Here is an 18,064-nt window from a genome sequence, read left to right on the forward strand (position 1 = left end):
GTGACTGCGCTGACCCTGATCCGCCACGGCGAGACCGACTGGAACCGCGATCGACGGATCCAGGGGTCGACAGACATCCCCCTCAACGACACCGGCCGCGAGCAGGCACGCGAAGCCGGCAGGCTCCTGCGCGAGCGCCTCGACGCCGCGACTCCGGTCACCGTCGCCGCGAGCGATCTGTCCCGCGCCCGCGAGACCGCCGAGATCATCGCCGCCGCGCTCGGCGCGGACGCCCCGCGCCTCTATCCCGGTCTGCGCGAGCGCGCATACGGAGAGGCCGAGGGAGTCGAGGCCGACGAGTTCTTCCGGCGCTGGGGCGACTGGCACAGCGCCGACGTTCCCGGCGCCGAGCCCCGCCCGGTCCTCCGTGAGCGTGCGCTCGGCGCGCTCCGCCAGGCGGTGCGGGACCACCGTCGGGCGACCGGGCCGGGCGAAGCGACCCTGATCGTCGTCGCGCACGGCGCGCTCATCCGCGAGCTGATCGGCCACGCCTCCGGCGGCGAGCTCCCCGGAGTCGGCGTCCGCCTCGTGAACGGATCGGCGCACGACCTGCTCTTCGAACGCGACCGCATCCGCCTGGTGTCCTCGGCCGTTTCCGTGGCATAGGCTCGGCGCCATGCCGAGTGCCGCCACCGTCGACGAGTACATCGCGGGGTTTCCGCCCGAGGTCGCCGAACGATTGACCCGCATCAGGACCGAGATCGTCGGCGCGGTCGCCGATGTCTCCGGGCAGCAGCCTGAGGAGAAGATGCGCTACGGCATCGCCGCCGTCATGCTGGGCGGGCGCTACGCGCTGCACTTCGCGGGGTGGAAGAAGCACATCGGGCTCTACCCGGTGCCCTCGCTCCCCCGGCCGCTCGAGGACGAGGTCGCGCCCTTCCGAGCGGAGAAGGACTCCGTCGTGTTCCCCCACGCCGAGCCGGTGCCGTACGAGCTCATCGGGCGCCTGGCGCGGGAGATCTCGGCTCAGCGGGCGGCGGCGAACGACTGACCCCGCGCGGCGAGCTCCTCGGCGAGGATCTGCACCGCCTTGGGTCCGACGCCGTGGATGGCGAGCAGCTCCTTCTCGGTGCGCGCCGTCAGCTGCTCGTAGGTCGTGAGACCGTGCCCCGCGAGCTCGCGCGCCGCGACCTTGCCGATGCGGGGCGTGAACCCCTGGGCGCCGGTCATCGCTCCGCGCGGCGCAGGACGGCGCGCGCGTGGCGGAGCACGGGCTCGTCGACCATCCGGCCGTCGAAGGTGAAGACGCCTCGCTCGCTCTTCGCAGCCTCGAGGACACCCTCGGCCCAGGCGAGCACCTTGGCACTCGGGCGATACGCGTCGCGGATGACCGCGACCTGGCTCGGGTGGATGCAGGCGGTGGCCGCGAAGCCGGATGCCGCGGCATCCGCCGCCTCGATCGACAGGCGCTTGGTGTCGTCGATGTCGAGATGGACGGCGTCGATGGCGGCCTTGCCGCGCGCCCCCGCAGCGAGCAGCACCCGGGCCCGCGCGTAGCGCGCGATGTCGCGGTACCGGCCGTTCGGCTTGCGGCTCGACGTTCCGCCGATGCTCGCGACGAGGTCCTCGGCCCCCCACATCAAGGCGCTCACGTTCCCGAGCGCCGCGATGCGGTCGGCCTGCGCGACGCCCTTGGCCGTCTCGCACAGGGCGATGATCTCGAAGCGCGGATCGAGCTTCTGCAGCCGCTTGACCGACTCCGACTTGGCGACCACGATCCGGCGGTAGTCCGTCTGCGACAGCGTCGCGAGGTCCGACGCGAAGTCGGTGGTCCCGGGAGGGTTGACCCGCACGATGACGCGGGTGGGGTCGAGCTCGGACTCGATCAGCGCGCCGCGCGCGGCCGCCTTCGCCGCCGGGGCGACGGCGTCCTCGAGATCGATGATGACGGCGTCGGCGCGCTCGAACGCCTTCGCGAAGCGCTCGGGCCGGTCAGCCGGGCAGAACAGCAGCGCGGGGCCGAGCCGGAACCTGTCGCGGGACGTGGTCATGACTCTCCTTCGACGGCGGGTGCGGCATCCGGAGCATGCTCGTCCTCGGGAGCGCACCACAGGAGGGCGACCCGGGTCGCAGTGGCGACGACCTCGCCGCGCTGGTTGCGACCGGTGTGCCGCAGGGTCACGATTCCCTGACCGGGTCGCGACGACGACAGTCGCTTGTCGACGACCTCGGTCTCGGTGTACAGCGTGTCGCCGTGGAAGAGCGGTGCCGGGAAGCCGATGTCGCTGAGGCCGAGCTGCGCGACGAGGGTGCCCTGGGTGAGCTGGCCGACGGATGCCCCGACCATCGTCGCCAGCGTCCACATGGAGTTCATGAGACGCTGGCCGAAGGGCTGGCTCGCGGCGAACGCCGCATCGAGGTGCAGCGCCTGGGTGTTCATCGTGAGCGACGAGAAGAGGACGTTGTCCGCCTCGGTGGCGGTGCGGCCGGGGCGATGCAGATACCGCGCGCCGACCGCGAGCTCGTCGTAGTACAGCCCGCGCTGCACGATCGCCTTCGCTCCGCCGGTGTCTTCCACGTGTGTCACGCTACCCCGAGGGATCGAGCGATGACGAGCAGCTGCACCTCGTTCGTGCCCTCGCCGATCTCGAGGATCTTCGAGTCGCGGTAGTGGCGCGCGACCGGGTATTCGTTCATGAATCCGTTGCCGCCGAACACCTGCGTCGCGTCCCGGGCGTTGTCCATCGCCGCATCGCTGGCCGTGAGCTTCGCGATCGCGGCCTCGGTCTTGAACGGCTTGCCGGCGTCGCGCAGCCGCGCCGCGTGATGCCACGCCAGGCGGGCGTTGTGGACGCGCAGCTGCATGCGGGCGAGCAGGAACTGGATCCCCTGACGCGTGGAGAGCGCATCGCCGAACACGGTCCGCTTCTTCGCGTAGTCGACGGCGGCCTCGAGGCAGCCCTCGGCGGCGCCGGTCGACAGCGCCGCGATGGCGATGCGGCCCTCGTCGAGGATGTGCAGGAAGTTCGCGAACCCGCGACCCTGCTCGCCGAGAAGGTTCGCCTCGGGCACGCGGGCGTCCTGGAACGTCAGCGGGTGGGTGTCGGAGGCGTGCCAGCCCACCTTGTCGTAGCCGGGCTCGACGGTGAACCCCGGGGTGCCGTGCGGCACGATGATCGTCGAGATCTGCTTGCGGCCGTCCTGCTCGCCGGTGACGGCCGTGACGGTCACGAACCGGGTGATGTCGGTGCCCGAGTTGGTGATGAACTGCTTCGACCCGTTGATGACCCATTCGCCGCCGTCGAGCCGGGCGGTGGTGCGGGTGGCGCCCGCATCGGAGCCGGCTTCGGGCTCCGTCAGGCCGAAGCCGGCGAGGGCGCGGCCCGCGAGGAGGTCGGGAAGCAGCTCCTGCTTCTGCGCCTCGGTTCCGAAGCGGAACACCGGCATGGCGCCGAGGCTGACACCGGCCTCGAGGGTGATCGCGATCGACTGATCGACGCGTCCGAGACCCTCGATCGCCAGGCACAGCGCGAAGTAGTCGCCGCCCTGCCCGCCGTACTCCTCGGGGAACGGCAGCCCGAACAGCCCGAGCTCTCCCATCTGCGCGACGACATCCATCGGCAGGGTCTTGGTGCGGTCGGCCTCGTACGAGCGCGGGGCGACGACCTCGTCGGCGAACTCGCGCACCATCCGGGCGAGCTCACGCTCGTCCTCGGTCAGGTTGAAGTGGTCCATGTCTCTCCTCGGGGTGGTCAGGAGCGGGTTTCGGATGTTCCGGATGCCTCGTGGGCGGGTTCTGCGTCGGCCGCGACGTGGGCGAGCACCTGGTCGCGACGCACCTGGTCGCCCACGGTGACGTCGAGCCGCACCACCCCGCCGTGCGGGGCGACGACGGGGTGCTCCATCTTCATGGCCTCGATCGTGACGATGCGGTCGCCGGTGGCCACCGCCGCGCCGTCGACGACGTGCAGGGCCACGACCGCGCCGGGCATCGGCGCGCGCAGCTCGGGATCGGTCGCGGCGGCGTCGCGCTCGCGAGCCGCCAGGCGCCTCTCCATCGCCGCGCGACGCGTGAGCGGGCGCAGCCGATGCGTCGCCCCGTCGGCGTGGACCCAGAGCCAGCCGTCGCCGTCCTCCGCGACGGTGACGCCCGCCCTCAGGCTGCGACCGAGCGCTCGGGCGCTGCGGGGACGGGCCCCGGCGGAGACGACGGGCAGCGCCGAGAGCTGGGGAGCCGGGACCGTGACGACCTCGCCGCCCTCGGCCTCGATGGCGATGCCCGGCGCCACCGGCGCGGAGCCGGCGCGCCAGCCCGAGCGGGCGGTCCAGAGAGCGCCGGCCCCGGCGCCGGCGTCGCGCGTCGCCGAGGCGAGGAGCTCGTCCGACTGCCGGCGGAGCGCCGCGACGGCGCCGAGGGCGGCCGTGCCCGCCGGTGAAGCGACGAACGGCGGCATCCGGTCGATGAGTCCGGTGTCCATCGCTCCGGCGCGCACACCCGGGTCGGCCAGGAGCGTCCGCAGGAACGCGATGTTGGTGTCGACGCCGAACAGCACGGTCTGCGCCAGGGCCGCATCGAGACGCTCGATCGCCTCCGCGCGATCGGCGCCGTGAGCGATGACCTTCGCGATCATCGGGTCGTAATCCGCCGTGACGACGCTGCCGGTCTCGACCGCCGCATCCGTCCGGGCGGCCGACGCAGGAGTCCAGCGGAGCACTTCGCCCGTCGCCGGCAGGAATCCGCGCTCCGGGCTCTCGGCGTAGACCCGCGCCTCGATCGCGTGGCCCTCGAGCCGGATGTCGTCCTGCGACAGCGCCAGCGGCCGTCCTGCCGCGACGAGCAGCTGCTGCTCGACGAGGTCGACGCCCGTGACGAGCTCGGTGACGGGATGCTCGACCTGCAGTCGCGTGTTCATCTCGATGAAGAAGAACTCGTCGGGACGATCGCCCGCCACGAGGAACTCGACGGTGCCGGCGCCGCGGTAGTCGACACTCGCGGCGGCGGCGCAGGCCGCGGCTCCGAGACGGGCACGGGTCGCGGCATCCACGACCGGCGACGGCGCCTCCTCGACGACCTTCTGGTGGCGGCGCTGCAGCGTGCACTCGCGCTCGCCGAGGTGGATCACGGCGCCGTGCGCATCGGCGAGGATCTGCACCTCGATGTGACGGGGGCGTTCGATCAGCCGCTCGAGGAGGAGCGTGTCGTCGCCGAACGCGGCGGCCGCGACGCGCCGCGCCGTCGCGAGCGCCTCGGGCAGCTCCGCGGCGCCGCGGACGATCTGCATGCCCTTGCCGCCGCCGCCGGCCGAGGGCTTGACCAGGAGCGGGTAGCCGGTCTCCTCCGCGGCCAGGGCGATCGCGGCATCCGTCATGCCCGCCGCGCTGAAGCCGGGGACCGTCGGGACACCGTGGGCGGTGACCTGGACCTTGGACCGGATCTTGTCGCCCATGACGTCCAGCGCGCGCTCCCCGGGCCCGATGAACACGACTCCCGCCGCGGCGCAGGCCCGGGCGAACTCGACGTTCTCCGAGAGGAAGCCGTAGCCGGGGTGAACGGCCTCGGCACCGGTCTCGCGCGCCGCCGCGATCACTGCTTCGATGTCGAGATACGACGCGGATGCCGCGGCGGGCCCGATCCGCACCGCCTCGTCGGCCTCGTGCACGTGCGGTGCGTCGGCATCGGCATCGCTGTAGACGGCGACGGAGCGGATGCCGAGGCGCCGGAGCGTCCGGATCACGCGGCGCGCGATCTCGCCGCGGTTAGCGACGAGCACGGTCGTGAACGGCGGTGTCTGAGGGTCGGTCATGGCGGTCACATCCGGAAGACGCCGAAGCGAGGTTCGGGGAGGGGTGTGCGGGAGACGACGTCGAGCGCCAGCCCGAGCAGGTCGCGGGTGTCGAGCGGGTCGACGATCCCGTCGTCCCAGAGTCGCGCGGTGGCGTAGTAAGGACTGCCCTGCTCGTCGTACTGGGCTCGGATCGGCGCTTCGAAGGCCGCCTGCTCGTCGGCGGTCCACTCGTCGCCCCGAGCCTCGAGCTGATCGCGCTTCACCGTGGAGAGCACGGATGCAGCCTGCGGTCCGCCCATGACCGAGATGCGGCTCGCGGGCCACGACCACAGGAACCGCGGCGAGTAGGCGCGCCCGCACATCGAGTAGTTGCCGGCGCCGAAGGACCCGCCGATCACGACGGTGAGCTTCGGCACACGAGTGGTCGCGACGGCGGTGACCATCTTGGCGCCGTCCTTCGCGATGCCGCCCGCTTCAGCGTCGCGTCCGACCATGAACCCGGAGATGTTCTGGAGGAAGAGCAGAGGAGTGCCGCGCTGGTCGCACAGCTCGATGAAGTGGGCGCCCTTCTGGGCCGACTCGCTGAACAGCACGCCGTTGTTGGCGACGATGCCGACGGGGTGACCGTGGATACGGGCGAAGCCGGTGACGAGCGTGTCGCCGTACTCGCGCTTGAACTCGTGGAACTCGCTGGCGTCGACGAGCCGCGCGATCACCTCGCGCACGTCGTACGGCTGGTTCACGTCGACCGGCACCACACCGTAGAGGTCGGAAGGATCGACGGCGGGCGGCACCGCCGGGGCGACACCCCACGCGGGGGCCGCGGGCGCCGGCAGGGTCGCCACGATGTCGCGGACGATCTCGAGCGCGTGCTCGTCGTCTTCGGCGAGGTGGTCGACGACGCCCGAACGGCGAGCGTGCAGCTCTCCCCCGCCCAGTTCCTCGGCCGTCACGATCTCGCCGATGGCGGCCTTCACGAGCGGAGGACCGCCCAGGAAGATCGTTCCCTGGTTGCGGACGATGACCGTCTCATCGCTCATCGCCGGCACGTAGGCGCCGCCCGCGGTGCACGAGCCGAGGACGGCCGCGATCTGCGGGATCCCGGCAGCCGAGAGCCGGGCCTGGTTGAAGAAGATGCGGCCGAAGTGGTCGCGGTCCGGGAACACCTCGTCCTGCATCGGCAGGAACGCGCCGCCGGAGTCGACCAGGTAGACGCAGGGCAGCCGGTTCTCGACCGCGATCTCCTGCGCGCGCAGATGCTTCTTCACGGTGAGGGGATAGTAGGTGCCGCCCTTGACCGTCGCGTCGTTGCACACGACCATCACCTGGCGGCCGTGGACCAGTCCGATGCCGGCGATCACGCCGGCGGCGGGAGCGTCCCCGCCGTACAGCCCTTCCGCGGCCAGCGGCGCCACCTCGAGGAACGGACTTCCCTCGTCGAGCAGCCGCGCGACGCGATCCCTCGGGAGCAGCTTGCCGCGGGCGACGTGCCGTGCGCGCGACGCCTCGGGACCGCCCAGCGCGACCACGGCCAGTCGCTCCCTCAACTGTGCGGCGAGGCCTGCTTGCGTGTCCTGAGTGCGGGCGAACGACTCGTCACGCGCGACGGCGGTCGTCAGTGCACCCATGTCATCTCCATCGACGTCACGATCGGGTCACATCCGTTGTCCGGACGCGAGCGAATTGGTTAGTGTTCACTAACTGGGGACCAGGTTAGCGAGGATTAACTGAAATGACAACCGGTGTCACGGAGCGCGACCGCGCGAAGGCGGACCGTCAGGCCGCCATCCTCCACGAGGCGGCCCGCCTCTTCGCCGAGCGGGGCTTCAGCGGCGTCAGCCTGGAGGACCTCGGTGGCGCCGTGGGCGTGAGCGGCCCGGCGCTGTACCGGCACTTCGCCAACAAGCAGGCCCTGCTCGGCGCGATCCTGATCGGGGTCAGCGAGCGTCTGCTCGCCGGCGGCCGGCGCGTCATCGCCGACGGCGGCACCCCCGTCGAGCAGCTCGAGGCGATCATCGCCTTCCACGTCGATTTCGCGCTCAGCGACGCCGATGTGATCCGCGTGCAGGACCGCGACCTGGCCAGCCTGGCCGACGACGACCGGCACACCGTCCGCCGCCTGCAGCGCGAGTACGTGGAGGTGTGGATCGGGATCCTCTCCGCCGTGCATCCCGACCGCGCCGAGACCGAGCTGCGTGTGCGCGCGCATGCCTGCTTCGGCCTGATCAACTCCACCCCGCACAGCGTCCGCGCTCTGCGCGCGCATCCGAGCGACGGCACCGTCCGGAGCATCCTCGAGTCGATGGCGCTGGCGGCCCTGACCGACTGAACGGCGCGGCGCCCGGAACGCGAGGACGCCGTCCTCACGCGCCCCGGGCGCCGGTGCACAGCCGTTCAGCGGAGGAGCATCGCCCGTCCGGGCTCACGCAGGATGTCGGCGACGTCCACCAGGAACCGCGACCCCTGCTCGCCGTCGACGAGTCGGTGATCGAACGACAGGGCGAGCGTCATGACGTCGCGGAGGGCGATCTCGCCGCGGTGCTCCCACGGCTGGCGACGCACGGCCCCGAGTGCGAGGATGCCGGCTTCGCCGGGGTTCAGGATCGGCGTGCCCGCATCGACGCCGAAGACGCCGACGTTCGTGATCGAGAATGTGCCGCCCATCATCTCGGCGGGCGACGTCTTTCCCGAGCGCGCCGTCTCGGCGAGGCCGCGAATGGCGTCCGCCAGCTCGACGAGCGTGAGATCCTGCGCATCGCGGATGTTCGGCACCACCAGCCCGCGCCCGGTCGCCGCGGCGATCCCGAGGTTGACGTAGTGGTGCTCCACGATCTCGCCGGCGGCGTCGTCCCAGCGCGAGTTGAGTCCGGTGTGCCGGGCGAGCGCGAGGCACACGGCTTTGGCCGCGACCGCCATCACGCCGATCTTGTGCTCCTGCAGCGAGCGGTCCGCCTTCAACGACGCGATCAGCTCGGTCGTCGCGGTGACGTCGACGGTCAGGAACGTCGTCACGTGCGGGGCTGTGAAGGCGCTGCGGACCATCGCCTCGGCCGTGTGCTTGCGCACACCGCGGATCGGCGTGCGTGTGGTGCGCTCCCCCTGGGCGGCCGAGGGCGGGAAGTCGCTCACGGTCTCGCGGACAGGCGGAGTCGGCGTCGTCGACGTCTTCGTGGCCCCGACGCGTTCGGCATAGGCCTCGACGTCGGCACGCGTGATCACGCCGGACGCGCCGGTCGCCTCGACCAGGGCCAGGTCCACACCGAGCTGCTTCGCGAACAGCCGCACCGGGGGCGTGGACCGCGGACGCTCCGTCGGCCGCTCGACGACCTCGCTGGCGTGGATGACGTCGTGCGGAGCCGCCTCGAGCACGGCGGTGTCGGACACGGCCGGACGACCGCCGGCTGACCGGGTGCGACGCTGAGGCCGCGCGCTGCCGCGCGGCGCGGCACCGTAGCCGACGAGGTTGGGCTCGGCCTTGGCCGGCTCCTCGACGCTCTGAGCTGCCGGAGCGGGCGCCTCGGCGGGCGCGGCGTCGCCGCCGAGGTCGTAGGAGATGAGCACGGAGCCCACCGCCACGACGTCTCCCGCGGCGGCGTGGAGCGCAGAGATCCTTCCCGCGTACGGGGACGGGAGCTCCACCACGGCCTTGGCGGTCTCCACTTCCGCGATCGTCTGGTTCAGGGTGACCGTGTCGCCCTCGGCGACCATCCACTGCACCAGTTCGGCCTCGGGAAGGCCCTCACCCAGGTCGGGCAGCGTGAAGTCCTGGATCACAGCTCCACTCCCGTCAGGCTGTTCGGCCGGTCCATGACGCGGTCCACGGCGTCCAGGATCCGGTCGAGGTCGGGCAGGTGGTGCTTCTCGAGCTTGGCCGGCGGGTACGGGATGTCGTGGCCGGTGACCCGCTGCGGCGCCGACTCGAGGTAGTTGAAGCAGCGCTCGGTGACGCTCGCGATGAGCTCGGCCCCCACTCCCGCCTCGCGCGCGGCTTCATGCGTCACGACGACGCGTCCCGTCTTGCGGACGGAGGCGGTCACGGTGCGGTAGTCCACCGGCGAGATCGAGCGCAGGTCGATGACCTCGATCGAGACGCCGTCGTCCTCGGCGGCGGTCGCGGCATCCAACGCCGTCATCACCTGCGAGCCGTACGTGAGCAGAGTGACATCGCTGCCCTCCCGCGCGACGCGGGCCAGGCCCATCGGCGGCGCGTCGGCCAGGTCGACGTCCAGGTCGACCTCGCCCTTGGAGTGATAGAGCTTCTTCGGCTCGAAGAAGACCACGGGGTCGTTCGACGCGATGGCCTGACGCAGCATGACGTACGCGTCCTGCGGGTTCGACACCGCGACCACGCGCAGCCCGGACGTATGCACGAAGTAGGCCTCGGGCGACTCGGAGTGGTGCTCGGCCGCCCCGACGCCGCCGGCCCAGGGAATGCGGATCGTGATGGGCATCGTCACGTTGCCGCGCGTGCGGTAGTGGAGCTTGGCGACCTGGCACACGATCTGGTCGAACGCGGGGTAGACGAACCCGTCGAACTGGATCTCCACCACGGGGCGATAGCCGCGGAACGCGAGCCCGACGGCGGCGCCCATGATGCCCGCCTCGGCGAGCGGGGTATCGACCACGCGCTGCGCGCCGAACTGGTCGAGCAGGCCGTCGGTGATGCGGAAGACGCCGCCGAGCTTGCCGATGTCCTCGCCCATGAGGAGCACCTTGGGGTCGTCCGCCATCGCGCGGCGGAGTCCCTCGTTGATGGCCTTCGCCATGGTGAGCTGCGTCATCGTCCGGCCTCCTCGCCCGAGGAGAAGCCGTCGAGGTAGGCGCCGAACCAGGCACGCTGCTCCTCGAGCCCCGAGTGCGGCTCGGCGTACACGTGATCGAGCACGCCGATCGGCTCCCGGCTGGTCGCCCCCAGTGCGGCGGCGCGGACCTGTGCGCCGAGCTCGTCTGCGTCGGCGGCCACCTGGGCGGCGAACTCGTCCGTGAACGCATCCTCCGTGCGCAGGAGCGCCTCGACGCGAGCGATGGGGTCGCGGCCCTTCCAGAGCTCGACCTCCTCCTTGTCGCGGTAGCGGGTCGGGTCGTCCGACGTGGTGTGCGGGCCCATCCGGTAGGTCACGGCCTCGATGAAGGCCGGCCCTTTCCCGGTGCGGGCGATGTCGAGCGCCCAGCGCATGGCGGCGAGGCACGCGAGCACATCGTTGCCGTCCACGCGCATGCTCGGGATGCCGAAGCCCGGCGCGCGCCCGGCGATCGGGAACTTCGCCTGCACCGTCACCGGCTCCGAGATCGCCCACTGGTTGTTGGTGCACACGAACACGACGGGCGAGCGGAACGAGGATGCGAAGACCATCGCCTCGTTCACGTCGCCCTGGCTCGACGCCCCGTCGCCGAAGTAGGCCGCGGACGCCTGGTCAGTGCCGTCGCGCTGGATGCCCATCGCGTAGCCGACTGCGTGCAGCGCCTGCGCGCCGATGATGATCTGCGGCGTGGCCGTGTTGATGTCGTACGGGTTGTAGGTGGAGTGCTCCTCGCCCCGCCAGGCGATGACGAAGTCGGCGGGCTTGGCGCCGCGCACGTAGTTGACGCCGATCTCGCGGTAGCTGGGGAAGACGAAGTCGTCGGCGCGGAAGGCCCGAGCGGTGCCCACCTGCACACCCTCCTGGCCCTGACAGGGCGCCCACAGGCCGAGCTGGCCCTGACGCTGCAGGGCGACGCCCTCGATGTCGATGCGGCGGACCAGCATCATGTCGCGGTACAGGCTCTGCAGGGTGGCGGTGTCGATGTCCGCGACCCATCGGTCGAGCTCGGGATCGGAGATCCGCCGGCCGTCCGGCGTCAGCAGCCGTGCGACGTCGTCGGTGTCTGCGGCCAGTTCGGCCGTCGGTGTCAGGGTGTGCGTCATTGTCATCACTCCTCGGTGCAACCCTCCCTCGTGAGGAGGGGCGTCGTGGCATACCGGCAGCGTCGCCGGTATGGGCCGAGGATACGTCTGTATCGCACCTCGCTCAACCATCTGCAGTCCTCTTGAGCATGTTGACAACCGAAGGCCGGGCAGACCGTGCTAACGTTTCGCATTATGAGTGCCCTCGATCACGTCGACCTCGAGCTCCTGGCAGCCCTCTCCGCCGATCCCCGCGCGACCGTCGTCGCCCTCGCCGAGAGGCTCGGACTGTCGCGCAACACGGTGCAGGCGCGCATGGCCCGCCTGGAGCGCTCGGGGGTCTTCCTGTCGTACGAGCGGGCGATCTCGTCCTCGTCGCTCGGCTACCCGATCGAGGCGTTCATCAGCGTCATCGTGCGCCAGGCGGATCTGCCGCGGATCACGGTCGAGCTGGCCCGCGTCCCCGAGATCGTGCAGGCCCACGGGCTGTCCGGCCAGGTCGATCTGCTCGTGCGCGTGGCGTGTCGCGACACGCAGCACCTCTTCGACACCGATGCCCGCATCCTGGCGATCGAGGGCGTCGAGCGCACCGAGACCTCGCTCGTCATGGGAGAGGTCATCCCCCACCGCGTCATGCCGCTCATGGAGCTGGCGCGACGGGACTCCTGACGGGCTCGCCCACCGCAATCGCGTCCGGAACCACGACGGTGAGCGCCGGGACGGAGCCTCGGCGCAGGTCGTCCACCTTGACGAGCACGACGCCGGCGAGGATCAGCGCTCCGCCGACGAACTGGATCGGGGCGGGCACCTCCGCCAGGAAGACCCAGGCGAACCCGAGGGCGAAGAGCACCTCGGACAGCCCCACGAACGAGGCGACCCGGGAGCCGATGCGCGGCACGGCCATGACGCCGAAGGCGTATCCGAGCGTGGTCGCGATGGCGGCGACCCAGATGAGCGGGACGAACCACGGCACGGCGGCTCCGGCGAGCACGACCGTCACCGCGGGCGCCTCGAACGGCATGATGCCGCTGACGCACAGGATGGCCATCATGATCGCCCCGGCCAGCAGTCCGCTCGCCGCGAGGGCGAGCGGGGGCAGGTCGTCGCCGGCGCGCTCCGAGATGACGAAATACGCGCACACGCACACGGCGGCGGCGAGGGCGAGCAGGGTGCCGATCAGGTCGAACGATGCGCCCGAGATGTCGACGACGAGGATCAGGCCGACGACCGCGACCGCAGACCCCCACAGCACGAGCGCCGAGGGTGCCCGTCGGGTGCGGAGCCAGACGAAACCGACCAGCATGACGGGAGCGAGGTACTGGATGAGCAGCGCCACGGCCACCGGCATCCGCTGCATCGCGGAGAAGAAGAAGAGCTGGCACCCGAGCACCGGCATGAGTCCGAAGCCGAGGATCAGCCGCCAGTGCCGGCGGAGGAAGCCTCGCTGCCGCCGGATCGCGAGGAACAGGGCGGGCGAGAGGATCAGCCCCGCGATCCCCATGCGCACGAGGAGTGCGGCGCCGAGCGACCAGCCCGCCTCGAGGAGCGGCTTGATGAACGGCCCGCTCGAGGAGAACGCCAGGGCGGATCCCACCGCCATCAGCAGACCCGTGGTCCGCAGTCGCGAGGATGCCGCGAGCGGGCCGACGACCGGGAGGGACGCGGTGGGAACGGTCATGGGCGACATCCGACTGTCAGGGGTGAAGTGTGCTTACACTGGTGACGCTATCGAACGGAATGTCAGGAGTCAACATGGTCTTCATCCATGACACGAAACGCACCCTGATGATGGTGGTGGATCTGGTCAACACCCTCCAGGGCTATGACGGCGAGGACACGCTCCAGACTCCGGACGACCTGGCGCGATTCCTGGTCACGAACCCCTACACCGGCACGATCCGGTGCGATCTCGAGGAGGTCGCCGCGGTGCGAGACGTGCGTGGGCGTCTTCGCGAGCTGTGGCAGGTGGACCGCGCCGGAGCCGTGCCGATCGTCAACCGGATGCTCGCCGACGGCGAGGCACTCCCCCGGCTCGTCATCCACGACGAGTACGACTGGCACATCCACGCGACGTCGGACGACTCGCCCCTCGCGACGCGCATGCTCGTGGAGGCCGCGATGGCCTTCGTCGACGTCATCCGCTCAGACGAGTACGACCGCATCCGCGTATGCGCCGCGGACGACTGCGACTCCGTCTACATCGACTACTCGAAGAACGGCTCCAAGCGCTACTGCGACACCGGGAACTGCGGCAACCGCATGAACGTCAACGCGTACCGGGCGCGGAAGGCACGAGAAACCGCCTGATCGCCTCCGCGGCCGGAGCCGGCGTCTCGTAGTGGATCAGGTGGCCGACGTCCGGGATCTCGACCAGCTCCGCCGAGGGGAACAGCGTCGCGAGATGGCGCTCCGCCTCGATCGGCGTGATGTCGTCGCGGACCGCCGCGATCAGCAGGGTGGGCTGCGCGATCTCCGGTGCATACGCGCGCACGTCGTTCGACACGGACGCGAGGAAGGCGTCGTGGAGCACATCGCGGTCCGCGAACCGTGAGAAGTACGTGTCGTGCTGGTCGTGGATGAAGCGGCGGAGGTCGGCGTCCTTGGTCTTGGCCATCGACTCGCTCATCGCCCGTACCACGAGGCCGTTGCGCAGCAGCGCTTCCCCCGGGGCCTTCGGAAGCCGCGCGCCGGCCCAGTAGTAGAACACCGCCAGCCGCGTCAGCACTCCTCGGGGTCCCTCGAGGGCGGGCGCCCCGATCGGGTTCACGAGGATCACCCGCGGCGTGTCGAGCCCGCCCGCGACCGCCGCCGCGACGACGATCGAGCCGAACGAGTGGCCGAGGATGACCGCACCCGGCGCGACGGCGGCCGCGAACTCACGAAGCCAGCGCGCGTATCCGTGGATGTCATGGCGCACATCCGGCAGCGGCCCGGACTCGCCGAACCCGGGAAGGTCGGGAGAGATGACCCGCACACCGGGGAGGTGTGCGACCACCGGCTCGAGGCCGTGGTGCTCGCCGCGGAAGCCGTGGACGGCGAGAACGGTGGTCTCGGCGCTCTCGGGCCCGTAGACCCAGTACGCCGTCGTCCCGCCGAGGACGGTCGCCTCGTGCCGCTCGACCGGGATCTCGTCGAGGAGCGCTGCATACGGGTTCGGGGTGGCCACCACCCGAGTCTACGAGGGCTGTCGCGCGGAGCGCCTCGACGCGGATGTCGGATGCGACGCATACCGTGAGCGGCATGGACCAGTGGCGGGCCGAGCCCCTCTCGCTCTTCTCGACGCCGGAGTGGATCCAGGTCGTCGGCGTGTTCGACCTCGAGACGACGGGGGTCGACGTCGCGACCGACCGGATCGTCACCGCGCACGTCGGGCTGCTGGACGCGTCGGGCACGGTGATCCGCGCCCGTGACTGGATCGCCGATCCCGGCATCCCCATCCCCGAGGGTGCGACGGCCGTCCACGGCATCACCACCGCGCACGCCCGCGCCCACGGTCGCCCGGCGGTCGAGGTGGTCGCCGAGGTGGTCGAAGCGGTGCGCGCCCTGCTCGACGCCGGGATCCCGGTCGTCGCGTACAACGCGCCCTACGACTTCTCCCTGCTCAAGTACGAGGCGCAGCGCCACGGCGTGCCGCCGATCGTCGATCCCTCCCCCGTCATCGACCCTCTGGTGGTCGACAAGGCATATGACCGCTGGCGGCGCGGCAAGCGCACCCTTGCGGTCGTCGCCGAGCACTACGCCGTGCGCCTGGACGGCGCGCACGAGGCGTCGGCCGACGCGGTCGCGGCCGGGCGCGTCGCCCAGGCGCTCGCCGAGCGCTTCGCGCCCTGGCTGCCGGGCACCGTGCAGGAGCTCCACACGCGGCAGATCGCGTGGGCTCGCGCGCAGGCCGCGAGCCTGACCGACTACTTCATCCAGATCGGCCGGATCGAGCCCGAGGAGCGGCTCGACGGCAGCTGGCCCATCCGGTGACCGGAAGCGGCCCCGGAAACGCGGAAGGCCCCGCCGAAGCGGGGCCTTGCACGGTGGCTGCTTACTTGGAGCCGAAGTTCTTGAAGCGCTGGTTGAACTTCTCGACGCGACCGGCCGAGTCCATGATGCGCTGCTTGCCCGTGTAGAACGGGTGCGACGCCGACGAGATCTCGACGTCGATGACGGGGTACTCGACGCCGTCGAGCTCGATCGTCTTGTCGCTCGACACCGTGGAACGGGTGAGGAAGGTTTCGCCCGAGCCGAGGTCGCGGAACACGATGGCCTGGTAGTCGGGGTGAGTGTCAGTCTTCATGGGAAGTCCTTTGAGGAGTGGTGTCCTGGATTTTGCCAGGACGGTCAAAGTCTGCGGTGCATGCGCACCAAAGGGAGATTCTATCAGCCTCTGGACCCAGTCGTGGAATCGGCCTGCCCGCGCGGTCAGTGGGCCGCGCGCGCGGTGTACCGGCCGCCGTCCTCGGTCAGGTGGATGGGCACGCCGAAGGCCTCGGTGAGCGCCTCGGCGGTGAGGGTCTCACGCAGCGGACCGGATGCCACGGCACGGCCGTCGGCCAGCAGCAGCACGTGGGTGAACCCCACCGGGATCTCCTCGACGTGGTGCGTCACCATGATCATGGCGGGCGTGCTCGGTGCCTGCGCGTAGCCGCCGAGCAGCGTGAGCAGCTCTTCGCGGGCGCCGAGGTCGAGGCTCGCGGTCGGCTCGTCGAGCAGCAGCAGCTCGGGGTCGGTCATCACGGCTCGGGCGATCTGCACGCGCTTCTGCTCGCCGTCGCTGAGCGTGCCGAAGGTGCGATCGGCGAGGTGGTCGAGCTTCCATTCGGCGAGCACGCGCAGCGCGCGGCGCTCATCGATGTCCTCGTAATCCTCGCGCCAGCGCCCGAGCACCGAGTAGGCAGCCGTGAGGACGACGTTGATCACGGTCTCCTCCGGCGGGACGCGGCGCGCCATGGCCGAGGAGGCGAATCCGATCCGGGGTCGCAGCTCGAAGACGTCGGTGCGGCCCAGGCGCTCGCCGAGGATGGAGACGGTGCCGGCCGTGGGGTGCATGAGAGTGTCGGCGAGCTGGAGCACGGTCGTCTTGCCCGCCCCGTTGGGGCCGAGGATCACCCAGCGCTCGTCGTCGCTCACGCTCCAGTCGAGGTGATCGACGATATCCCTGGCGTTCCTGCGGACGACGACGTCGGAGAATTCGAGCACCTGCGGCATGTCGTCCAGCCTATCGGCCGTCGGCGGCGACCTCCGCGTACAGCGCCGCCGTCTGGTCGGCGATGCTCTGCCACGAGAAGTCGTTCGTGGCCCGCTCGCGCCCCGCGGCGCCGTACGCCCTCGCGCGCTCCGGATCGGCGACGACCTCGGTGAGCACCCGCGCGAGGTCGGCGACGAAGCGCTCCGGGTCGACCGGCGTGCCGGTGCCGTCCTGCGCCTGCTCGATCGGCACGAGGCGGCCCGTGACGCCGTCGACGACAACCTCGGGGATGCCGCCCGTGGCGGTTCCCACCACCGCGGCGCCGCACGCCATGGCCTCGAGATTCACGATGCCGAGCGGCTCGTACACCGAGGGGCAGACGAAGGTGGTGGCAGCGCTCAGGATCGTGGACAGCTCGTGGCGCGACAGCATCCGATCGATCCACACCACCCCCGCGCGCGTCTGCTGCAGACCGCGCACGAGTGCCTCGACCTCGGCCATGATCTGCGGCGTGTCGGGGGCTCCCGCGCACAGGATCACCTGCACGTCCTCGGGGAGCCGCTCGGCCGCGCGCAGGAAGTACGGCAGGCCCTTCTGGCGCGTGATCCGCCCGACGAAGACGACCGACGGCTTCGAGGCGTCCACGCCGAGTTCGGCGAGCAGCGCGGGATCGTCCACCGGATGCCACGCCTCGACGTCGATGCCGTTGTAGACCACCCGCACGCGGTCGGGGTCGAGAGCGGGATAGCTGCGCAGGATGTCCTGGCGCATGCCCTCGCTGACCGCGACGATGGCTGCGGCACCCTCGTACGCCGTCTTCTCGATCCAGCTGGACACGGCGTAGCCGCCGCCCAGCTGCTCGGCCTTCCACGGGCGCAGCGGCTCCAGGCTGTGAGCCGTGACGATGTGCGGGATGCCGTGCAGCAACGAGGCGAGGTGCCCCGCGAAGTTGGCGTACCAGGTGTGGCTGTGCACGACGTCGGCTCCCGCGACGTCCGTCACGATCTCGAGGTCGGTGCCCAGCGTCTGCACGGCGGCGTTCGCCGCGGACAGCTCGGCCGGGACGCGGTAGGCCGTCGTGCCCTCTTCGTCCCGCTCGGCCCCGAAGGCGCGCACGCGCACGTCCATGCCGGCGCGAAGCGCCTTGACGAGCTCTGTGACGTGCACGCCGGCCCCGCCGTAGATCTCGGGCGGGTACTCCTTGGTGACGATGTCGACGCGCATGGATCGCAACTTAGTACACGTGACGCCCCGCGGGTAGCCGCTACCCCGGGCTCG

At 71.0% G+C, this 18,064-nt stretch carries 20 protein-coding genes; 6 read left to right on the forward strand and 14 right to left on the reverse strand.

The features are described 5' to 3' along the window. Together SOM19_RS10260 and SOM19_RS10265 are read left to right on the forward strand one after the other, a co-directional pair. Positions 1-606 carry a histidine phosphatase family protein gene (locus tag SOM19_RS10260; protein WP_320486413.1) on the forward strand — a complete coding sequence of 202 codons (606 nt, stop codon included), beginning with the start codon at positions 1-3 and terminating at the stop codon, positions 604-606. Between the two features lie 10 nt (positions 607-616). Beyond that, entirely contained in the window at positions 617-991 is a 375-nt protein-coding gene (locus SOM19_RS10265) for an iron chaperone (RefSeq protein ID WP_320486414.1), read from the forward strand. On the opposite strand, the gene SOM19_RS10270 is transcribed toward SOM19_RS10265, so the two are convergent. The 6 genes from SOM19_RS10270 to SOM19_RS10295 are packed head-to-tail and all read right to left on the reverse strand — an operon-like array spanning position 967 to position 7,354. Then, positions 967-1,170: a helix-hairpin-helix domain-containing protein gene (locus SOM19_RS10270; RefSeq protein ID WP_320486415.1), complete on the reverse strand. Its 204-nt coding sequence runs from the start codon at positions 1,168-1,170 to the stop codon at positions 967-969. The genes SOM19_RS10265 and SOM19_RS10270 overlap by 25 nt on opposite strands. Continuing rightward, positions 1,167-1,991 carry an HpcH/HpaI aldolase/citrate lyase family protein gene (locus SOM19_RS10275; protein WP_320486416.1) on the reverse strand — a complete coding sequence of 275 codons (825 nt, stop codon included), beginning with the start codon at positions 1,989-1,991 and terminating at the stop codon, positions 1,167-1,169. Before SOM19_RS10275 ends, SOM19_RS10270 begins: the two co-directional genes overlap by 4 nt. Beyond that, on the reverse strand, positions 1,988-2,518 hold the full coding sequence (locus tag SOM19_RS10280; protein WP_320486417.1) for a MaoC family dehydratase: 531 nt from the start codon (positions 2,516-2,518) through the stop codon (positions 1,988-1,990). The genes SOM19_RS10275 and SOM19_RS10280 overlap by 4 nt, the downstream gene beginning before the upstream one ends. 5 nt (positions 2,519-2,523) lie before the next feature. After that, positions 2,524-3,675 carry an acyl-CoA dehydrogenase family protein gene (locus tag SOM19_RS10285; RefSeq protein ID WP_320486418.1) on the reverse strand — a complete coding sequence of 384 codons (1,152 nt, stop codon included), beginning with the start codon at positions 3,673-3,675 and terminating at the stop codon, positions 2,524-2,526. A gap of 17 nt (positions 3,676-3,692) precedes the next feature. Next, entirely contained in the window at positions 3,693-5,744 is a 2,052-nt protein-coding gene (locus tag SOM19_RS10290; protein WP_320486419.1) for an acetyl/propionyl/methylcrotonyl-CoA carboxylase subunit alpha, read from the reverse strand. 5 nt (positions 5,745-5,749) lie between these two features. Then, the gene (locus SOM19_RS10295; RefSeq protein WP_320486420.1) at positions 5,750-7,354 is read right to left on the reverse strand and encodes a carboxyl transferase domain-containing protein; all 1,605 of its coding nucleotides are present in this window, start codon (positions 7,352-7,354) and stop codon (positions 5,750-5,752) included. A 104-nt stretch (positions 7,355-7,458) separates the two neighbouring features. Between SOM19_RS10295 and SOM19_RS10300 the strand changes: the two genes are divergently transcribed. Beyond that, entirely contained in the window at positions 7,459-8,055 is a 597-nt protein-coding gene (locus SOM19_RS10300; protein ID WP_320486421.1) for an SACE_7040 family transcriptional regulator, read from the forward strand. 65 nt (positions 8,056-8,120) lie between these two features. Here SOM19_RS10300 and SOM19_RS10305 read toward each other — a convergent pair whose 3' ends face one another. Genes SOM19_RS10305 through pdhA form a run of 3 tightly spaced genes read right to left on the reverse strand, consistent with a single transcriptional unit; the run spans position 8,121 to position 11,637 of the window. Next, positions 8,121-9,500, reverse strand: a complete 1,380-nt coding sequence (locus SOM19_RS10305; RefSeq protein WP_320486422.1) for a dihydrolipoamide acetyltransferase family protein — start codon at positions 9,498-9,500, stop codon at positions 8,121-8,123. Continuing rightward, positions 9,497-10,507 carry an alpha-ketoacid dehydrogenase subunit beta gene (locus SOM19_RS10310; RefSeq protein WP_320486423.1) on the reverse strand — a complete coding sequence of 337 codons (1,011 nt, stop codon included), beginning with the start codon at positions 10,505-10,507 and terminating at the stop codon, positions 9,497-9,499. The genes SOM19_RS10305 and SOM19_RS10310 overlap by 4 nt, the downstream gene beginning before the upstream one ends. Next, on the reverse strand, positions 10,504-11,637 hold the full coding sequence (gene pdhA, locus SOM19_RS10315) for a pyruvate dehydrogenase (acetyl-transferring) E1 component subunit alpha (RefSeq protein WP_320486424.1): 1,134 nt from the start codon (positions 11,635-11,637) through the stop codon (positions 10,504-10,506). The genes SOM19_RS10310 and pdhA overlap by 4 nt, the downstream gene beginning before the upstream one ends. Positions 11,638-11,805: 168 nt before the next feature. On the opposite strand from pdhA, the gene SOM19_RS10320 reads away from it, so the two are divergent. Next, a complete protein-coding gene (locus SOM19_RS10320) occupies positions 11,806-12,279 on the forward strand; it encodes an Lrp/AsnC family transcriptional regulator (protein WP_320486425.1) in 474 nt (157 codons plus the stop codon). Here SOM19_RS10320 and SOM19_RS10325 read toward each other — a convergent pair. Next, positions 12,251-13,288, reverse strand: coding sequence for an EamA family transporter (locus SOM19_RS10325; RefSeq protein WP_320486426.1), 1,038 nt, complete (start codon positions 13,286-13,288; stop codon positions 12,251-12,253). The two genes, SOM19_RS10320 and SOM19_RS10325, sit on opposite strands and share 29 nt — an antisense overlap. Before the next feature lie 74 nt (positions 13,289-13,362). On the opposite strand from SOM19_RS10325, the gene SOM19_RS10330 reads away from it, so the two are divergent. Then, positions 13,363-13,917 (forward strand): CGNR zinc finger domain-containing protein, encoded by a 555-nt coding sequence (locus SOM19_RS10330; RefSeq protein ID WP_320486427.1) that lies wholly within the window; start codon positions 13,363-13,365, stop codon positions 13,915-13,917. On the opposite strand, the gene SOM19_RS10335 is transcribed toward SOM19_RS10330, so the two are convergent. Beyond that, the gene (locus tag SOM19_RS10335; RefSeq protein ID WP_320486428.1) at positions 13,877-14,776 is read right to left on the reverse strand and encodes an alpha/beta fold hydrolase; all 900 of its coding nucleotides are present in this window, start codon (positions 14,774-14,776) and stop codon (positions 13,877-13,879) included. The two genes, SOM19_RS10330 and SOM19_RS10335, sit on opposite strands and share 41 nt — an antisense overlap. A 74-nt stretch (positions 14,777-14,850) precedes the next feature. Between SOM19_RS10335 and SOM19_RS10340 the strand changes: the two genes are divergently transcribed. Further along, complete coding sequence (locus tag SOM19_RS10340; RefSeq protein WP_320486429.1) at positions 14,851-15,582, forward strand: exonuclease domain-containing protein; 732 nt, start codon at positions 14,851-14,853, stop codon at positions 15,580-15,582. Between the two features lie 61 nt (positions 15,583-15,643). On the opposite strand, the gene SOM19_RS10345 is transcribed toward SOM19_RS10340, so the two are convergent. From SOM19_RS10345 to glgA, 3 genes are all read right to left on the reverse strand, one after another. After that, complete coding sequence (locus SOM19_RS10345; RefSeq protein ID WP_320486430.1) at positions 15,644-15,895, reverse strand: type B 50S ribosomal protein L31; 252 nt, start codon at positions 15,893-15,895, stop codon at positions 15,644-15,646. Positions 15,896-16,020: 125 nt separating this feature from the next. Continuing rightward, the gene (locus tag SOM19_RS10350; protein WP_320486431.1) at positions 16,021-16,806 is read right to left on the reverse strand and encodes an ABC transporter ATP-binding protein; all 786 of its coding nucleotides are present in this window, start codon (positions 16,804-16,806) and stop codon (positions 16,021-16,023) included. A gap of 10 nt (positions 16,807-16,816) precedes the next feature. Next, on the reverse strand, positions 16,817-18,010 hold the full coding sequence (glgA, locus tag SOM19_RS10355; protein ID WP_320486432.1) for a glycogen synthase: 1,194 nt from the start codon (positions 18,008-18,010) through the stop codon (positions 16,817-16,819). Positions 18,011-18,064: the final 54 nt, after the last annotated feature.

It is taken from the genome of Microbacterium sp. CFBP9034, assembly GCF_034045255.1.
GTDB lineage: Bacteria > Actinomycetota > Actinomycetes > Actinomycetales > Microbacteriaceae > Microbacterium.

Bases quoted from the DNA above. Each gene is read 5' to 3' on its own strand.
- SOM19_RS10310 (WP_320486423.1), bottom strand. From the start codon at position 10,507: ATGACGCAGCTCACCATGGCGAAGGCCATCAACGAGGGACTCCGCCGC.
- SOM19_RS10285 (WP_320486418.1), bottom strand. From the start codon at position 3,675: ATGGACCACTTCAACCTGACCGAGGACGAGCGTGAGCTCGCCCGGATG.
- SOM19_RS10275 (WP_320486416.1), bottom strand. From the start codon at position 1,991: ATGACCACGTCCCGCGACAGGTTCCGGCTCGGCCCCGCGCTGCTGTTC.
- glgA (WP_320486432.1), bottom strand. From the start codon at position 18,010: ATGCGCGTCGACATCGTCACCAAGGAGTACCCGCCCGAGATCTACGGC.
- SOM19_RS10295 (WP_320486420.1), bottom strand. From the start codon at position 7,354: ATGGGTGCACTGACGACCGCCGTCGCGCGTGACGAGTCGTTCGCCCGC.
- SOM19_RS10270 (WP_320486415.1), bottom strand. From the start codon at position 1,170: ATGACCGGCGCCCAGGGGTTCACGCCCCGCATCGGCAAGGTCGCGGCG.
- pdhA (WP_320486424.1), bottom strand. From the start codon at position 11,637: ATGACAATGACGCACACCCTGACACCGACGGCCGAACTGGCCGCAGAC.
- SOM19_RS10300 (WP_320486421.1), top strand. From the start codon at position 7,459: ATGACAACCGGTGTCACGGAGCGCGACCGCGCGAAGGCGGACCGTCAG.
- SOM19_RS10265 (WP_320486414.1), top strand. From the start codon at position 617: ATGCCGAGTGCCGCCACCGTCGACGAGTACATCGCGGGGTTTCCGCCC.
- SOM19_RS10330 (WP_320486427.1), top strand. From the start codon at position 13,363: ATGGTCTTCATCCATGACACGAAACGCACCCTGATGATGGTGGTGGAT.
- SOM19_RS10350 (WP_320486431.1), bottom strand. From the start codon at position 16,806: ATGCCGCAGGTGCTCGAATTCTCCGACGTCGTCGTCCGCAGGAACGCC.
- SOM19_RS10325 (WP_320486426.1), bottom strand. From the start codon at position 13,288: ATGACCGTTCCCACCGCGTCCCTCCCGGTCGTCGGCCCGCTCGCGGCA.
- SOM19_RS10345 (WP_320486430.1), bottom strand. From the start codon at position 15,895: ATGAAGACTGACACTCACCCCGACTACCAGGCCATCGTGTTCCGCGAC.
- SOM19_RS10340 (WP_320486429.1), top strand. From the start codon at position 14,851: ATGGACCAGTGGCGGGCCGAGCCCCTCTCGCTCTTCTCGACGCCGGAG.
- SOM19_RS10290 (WP_320486419.1), bottom strand. From the start codon at position 5,744: ATGACCGACCCTCAGACACCGCCGTTCACGACCGTGCTCGTCGCTAAC.
- SOM19_RS10320 (WP_320486425.1), top strand. From the start codon at position 11,806: ATGAGTGCCCTCGATCACGTCGACCTCGAGCTCCTGGCAGCCCTCTCC.